Here is a 5,129-nt window from a genome sequence, read left to right on the forward strand (position 1 = left end):
ATGGCGAGGAGGTCGCGGGGGGAGTGGGCCTCGACCGTATCGAAGGTGAGCGGGTGGGGGCCGAAGGTGCGGCGGATCTCGTCGAGGTAGCCGGGGGGCGAGGCGTCGGGCTCGACCTCATCGTGGACGCCCCAGCCAACGGCGTGGCGGAGGTTGGGATGGGGGAGCACCGGGGCGTAGGGGATATCGATGACGGCGATCCGTCGGCCGGCATCGGCGAGGGCGTGCCAGAAGGGGGTGTAGGCAAAAGCGGGGTGGGAGTTGCGGACGTAGCCCATCTCCTCCGCGAGCCACTGGAGCCACCAGTAGCGTCCATGGACGCCCGGGCCAGCGCCGGAGGCGAAGGTGGGCCAGATGCTGCCGTGAAGGGTATCGCCATCGGAGGCGACGGAGGTGCGGACGGCTTCCCGGGCGAAGGCCGCGAGGTTGGGGAGGTCGCCGCGCTGGCAAAGGGCATCGAGCCACGACGCCTCGAGGGCATCGAGGGCGACGGCGAGGACACGGCGAGGGGGTCCGGATTCGGCCATGCTGATCCCGCCGGGCGCTGCCGCCATCCCGACGCGATGAGATTACACGGCGAGCGGGTCCTGCGCGATGGCGAGGAGGTGGGGGCTAACCTGCGGGAGGCGGTCGATGCCGACCTCATCGAGAAGTGCGATGTAATCGGCGAGCTGCTTCTCGCGGAGCTTGCGGAGGCGCTCGATGCCGGCCTGGATGCGCTCGATGTCGCGGGCGAAGAGGAGGGCGAGTGCCTCGCGCTCGGGGTGGCTGAAGCGCAGCTCGATGGAGAGGGCGGCCTCGGCGCGGCCGAGCCAGAAGCGGACGTTTTCGCGGCCGCGCGGGTGGTGCTGGATGTACCAGAGGAGATGCCGGCGGCCGTACTCGAGGTGGCGGCGGGAGTCGCGGGCGAGGTTGGCGAAGAGGGTGCGCTCGAGGTCGGACTGGGCGAAGTCGCCGGCAGCCTCGAAGAGGGTGAGTTCGTAGGACTTATAGACCACGTCGAGGGCGGTGATCATTTCGGAGAATTTGAGGGCGCCGTACCAGGCGCGGTAGAGGGCGCCGAGGGGGGCCTGCTGGAGGCCGCCGCCGCTTGCCAGGGCGCGCTTGCGCAGGGCCTCGACCTTGTGGCCGGCGTCGTAGATCTGGGTGCCGAGGAAGAGCTTCACATCGTGGAAGCCGTAGCTGATCGGCTCGAGCCACTTCGCGATGATCTTCTGCTCGACGAGGGCGTGGCCGCTGTAGATGGTGGCGAGCTGGCAGACGGCCTTTTCGAGCTCGGGCGGGAGTTCGGCGAGGCCGTTGTCCCAGTCGAGGTCGGTCGCGGGGACCCAGCGTTCGCGGATGGCCTGTTCGTAGAGGTGGTCGACGCCTTCGGCCCAGACTTCGGCCTTGTCGTAGATGAAGTAGGAGCCGGGAGCGTAGTTTTCGGGAGAGGTGTGGGAGCCGCGGGGGGTGTCGTTTTCGTACGGCCAGTGGTCGGGGACTTCGCCATAGGTGCCGATGTTGATATCGGCGACGGTGAGGCCGTAGGGGCCGGGTTTGGCGCGGACGCCGCGTTCGGAGCGGGTGCGGATGAAGTTGAAGGTCACATTGGGGATGCGCTCCGGGTCGCGGTCGACGAGGTCAAGGAAGGCGCGGACGCGCTCGTCGGGGATGCGCATGAGGGTGATATTGGCGACGGTCGCATCTTTGAGGGGGGAGGCTTCGATGCGGGCGATGGTGTCTTCGGACCAGCCGAGCTGGCGGGCACGGGCGAGGGTGGCGGGGCTGAGCTGCATGGCGTCCTCCGTTGGGGGTGGGTGCGTGCGGGGGGTGCGGGGTCAGTCGACGGGGTCGAGGAAGTCGCGGAGGGCGGGGGCCATGCGGTGGCGTCGGTCGCCGAGGCCGATGACTTCGAGGCGGTGCATGTATTCGTTGACCTGCCGTTTGCGCATGAGGAGGAGCTTCTGGTAGCCGGCATCGATGTGTTCGATGCCGCCGCCGGCGAGGATGGCGAGGGCTTCGCCGGTGGTGGGGTTGGTGGTGAGGGAGGCCTGCTGGGACTGGGCGAGGGCGCCTTCCTGGATATCGAGGTAGTGGTGGAGCTCCTCTTTGCGCCAGGGCTCGGTATCCATGACGTACTTGAGGTGGGTGACGCCGAAGGCGAGGTGGCGGGATTCGTCCTGGGCAGCGAGGCGGAAGATCTTCTTTTCGGCTTCGTTCTGGGAGATGAGTTCGCCCATGCGGAAGAGGGTCTGGACGAAGCCTTCGCCGACGAGGTGGAGGAGGGCGGTCATCTCGGTGAAGTCATCGACGGAGAGGAGATTGATGGCGCCGAAGCCGGCATCGACCATGCCGCCGCCGTTGACGAGGGCCCGCTTGCGGAAGACATCGAGGTGGCGGGACTCGTCCATCACCTGGGTGCCGAGGAAGAGCTGGCTTTCGAAGTGGTCGGGATGGACCTGCTCCATGAAGCGGCCAGGGAGGTCGCCGGCGATGAATTCGACCTGGGTGAGGAAGGTGCAGAGGGTGCACATGGCCCACTCGAGGTCATCGGGCAGGGGCTGGATGGTTTCCCAGGGGATATCGACGGCGCTGGACCACTGGCGCTGGTTGGCTTCTTCGTAGAGGAGCATGGCGCTTTCGGACCAGACATCGGCCTTGGAGCGGTACTGGCGGGCGTGGCGGGGCGAGCGGGGGTCCGCGACGGCGCCGCGGGGCTTGAAGATCGGCGCGCCGGCCTCATCGAGGTCGGTGACGCCGTAGGCGGTGAGGGCGTTGATCTGCTCGAGCGTGAGGCCCTTGCGGCTGGCCTGGATGCGTGCGCCGGTTTCGGTATCGAGGTTGAGCCAATCGAAGTTGAGGCCGGGGACGTCGACGAAGGCGGGAGAGGTCATGGGGGTCCTCGCTGCCGGGTGAGCTGATTGATGCAGTATATCTGAACGATAGAAGGCGTGGCACACGCCGCGGGTGGCAATGGGGCGGAGATTTCTGGTAGGGTTATGGCGATGCGCCGAATCGACGCGTACGACGTTGAGGTTGTGAACGCCCCGGACTCACCGGGGCGCGCGCTTTAGGCCGGGAGCGAGCGGCCGCGGCGAACGGCGGGGGCCGGGAGGGGGCTGGCGGCTGGCTGGCGCAGTTCCGAATCTGTTGACATCGGCATGGCTGCAATGGCGCCTGCGGGGCACGCACCCGCGGGCTGTGTGATCACCCAGGGAGGACCAGATGGCTGAGAAAATCTATATCTTCGATACGACGCTCCGCGATGGGGAACAATCCGCAGGGGTGGCGTTCACGCCGCAGGAGAAGCTGGAGATCGCGCGCCAGCTCGAGCGGCTGGGGGTGGACATCATCGAGGCGGGGTTCCCGTGCTCCACGCCGGGCGACCTGCAGGCGGTGCAGACGATCGCGCGCGAGGTCCGCGGGCCGACCATCTGCGCGCTGGCGCGGGCGGTGAAGGCGGATATCGATACGGCCTGGGAGGCGGTGAAGGACGCCGCGGAGCCGCGCATCCACGTGTTCATCAATTCGAGCGACATCCAGATGGCGCACCAGCTGCACAAGGACCGGGAGCAGGTGCTGCTCCAGGCCGAGGAGATGGTGAAGCACGCGGCGAAGTACACGAGCAATGTGGAATTCAGCCCGATGGATGCGACCCGGGCCGACCAGCGCTTCATCTTTGAGATCGTGCGGCGCTGCATCGATGCAGGGGCCACGACGATCAACATCCCCGACTCCGTGGGCTACGCGATCCCGGAGGAGCTGGGCGCCTTCTTCCGCGCGCTGTTCGAAAACGTGTCGAACATCCACAGGGCGCGGGTGAGCTTCCACGGCCAGAACGACCTCGGCCTCTGCACGGCGAACACCCTCACGGCGATCCAGAACGGGGCGCGGCAGGTGGAGGTGACGGTCAACGGCATCGGCGAACGGGCCGGCAACACCTCGCTGGAAGAGGTGGTGATGGCGATCAAGACCCGCAAGGACTGGTTCCCGTTCTACACCGACATCAACACCCGGGAGATCTACCGGACGAGCAAGCTGGTGGAGACGTACTCGGGGATGCCGGTGCAGTGGAACAAGGCGATCGTGGGGAAGAACGCGTTCCGGCACGGTTCGGGCATTCACCAGGACGGGATCCTCAAGCTGCGGGAGACCTGGGAGATCATGGACCCGGCGGAGATCGGCATCCCGCAGGGCACGCAGCTGGTGCTCGGCAAGCTCTCGGGGCGGCATGCATTCAAGGAGCACATGCAGAACCTCGGCTATGAGCTGACCGACGAGGAGCTCAACCGGGTGTTCGCGGCCTTCAAGGAGCTGGCGGACAAGAAGATCGAGGTGGACGACCGCGACCTCGAGGCGCTGGTGAACGAAAACCTGCGCTCGATGGAAACGGCCGGCTGGCGGCTCGACCTGGTGCAGGTCTCGGCGGGCGACCACGCGACCCCGACGGCGACGCTGCGGCTGGTGGACCCGGAGGGGAACATCCGCACGGATGCGGCGGTCGGCACGGGCCCGGTGGACGCGGTCTACCGGGCGATGAACCGGATCACGGGGATGGCCCCGAAGCTGACGGAGTTCTCCGTGAAGAGCGTGACCGAAGGCATCGACGCGCAGGGCGATGTCACGATTCGCATCGAGGACGAGCAGGGGCGGACGTACACCGGCCGCGCCGCGGATACCGACATCATCGTGGCGAGCGCGAAGGCCTACATGAACGCGCTGAACCGGATGCTGCTGGTGCAGGCGCGGAACCAGGAGATGCGGGCGAACCCGTAGGCGCGGGGAGCCCGATCGGGGCGCTTGCGGCCGCGCCCGGGAGCGTAGAATCGGCGCCGATGGCGCTGGAGGGCTCCCGGGCGCGGTTCTTTTACGGCTGGCGGGTAGTGGCCGGGGTCTTCGGGGTGCTGTTTGTGGGGTTCGGGGCGGCGTATTCGTTCGGCGCGTTCTTCACGTCGCTGCGGGACGAATTCGCGGCCACGCGCGGTGAGGTATCGCTGGTACTGGCGCTGACCGGGTTCATCTATTTCGGCCTGGGGCCGGTGAGCGGGCTGGTGGCCGACCGCTTCGGACCGCGCCGGGTGATCACGGCGGGGGTGGTGCTGGCGGCGGCGGGGATGGCGCTGGCCTCGCTGGCGCAGGAGCTCTGG

Annotated in this window: 5 protein-coding genes; 2 read left to right on the forward strand and 3 right to left on the reverse strand. The window is 67.6% G+C overall.

The features are described 5' to 3' along the window. From VAE46_RS09190 to VAE46_RS09200, 3 genes are all read right to left on the reverse strand, one after another. On the reverse strand, positions 1-554 hold a 554-nt coding region (locus VAE46_RS09190; protein ID WP_322796633.1), incomplete at its 3' end, for an alkaline phosphatase family protein. A 15-nt stretch (positions 555-569) separates the two neighbouring features. After that, positions 570-1,778, reverse strand: a complete 1,209-nt coding sequence (locus tag VAE46_RS09195; RefSeq protein ID WP_322796634.1) for a hypothetical protein — start codon at positions 1,776-1,778, stop codon at positions 570-572. Positions 1,779-1,820: 42 nt separating this feature from the next. Continuing rightward, complete coding sequence (locus VAE46_RS09200; protein WP_322796635.1) at positions 1,821-2,876, reverse strand: ferritin-like domain-containing protein; 1,056 nt, start codon at positions 2,874-2,876, stop codon at positions 1,821-1,823. Between the two features lie 331 nt (positions 2,877-3,207). On the opposite strand from VAE46_RS09200, the gene VAE46_RS09205 reads away from it, so the two are divergent. Next, positions 3,208-4,758 carry a 2-isopropylmalate synthase gene (locus VAE46_RS09205; protein WP_322796636.1) on the forward strand — a complete coding sequence of 517 codons (1,551 nt, stop codon included), beginning with the start codon at positions 3,208-3,210 and terminating at the stop codon, positions 4,756-4,758. 59 nt (positions 4,759-4,817) lie between these two features. Further along, positions 4,818-5,129 (forward strand): MFS transporter (locus tag VAE46_RS09210; protein WP_322796637.1); only part of this gene is annotated, 312 nt, incomplete at its 3' end.

Source organism: Tepidiforma sp. (assembly GCF_034433535.1).
Classification (GTDB): Bacteria; Chloroflexota; Dehalococcoidia; order Tepidiformales; family Tepidiformaceae; genus Tepidiforma.

Bases quoted from the DNA above. Each gene is read 5' to 3' on its own strand.
- VAE46_RS09200 (WP_322796635.1), bottom strand. From the start codon at position 2,876: ATGACCTCTCCCGCCTTCGTCGACGTCCCCGGCCTCAACTTCGATTGG.
- VAE46_RS09205 (WP_322796636.1), top strand. From the start codon at position 3,208: ATGGCTGAGAAAATCTATATCTTCGATACGACGCTCCGCGATGGGGAA.
- VAE46_RS09195 (WP_322796634.1), bottom strand. From the start codon at position 1,778: ATGCAGCTCAGCCCCGCCACCCTCGCCCGTGCCCGCCAGCTCGGCTGG.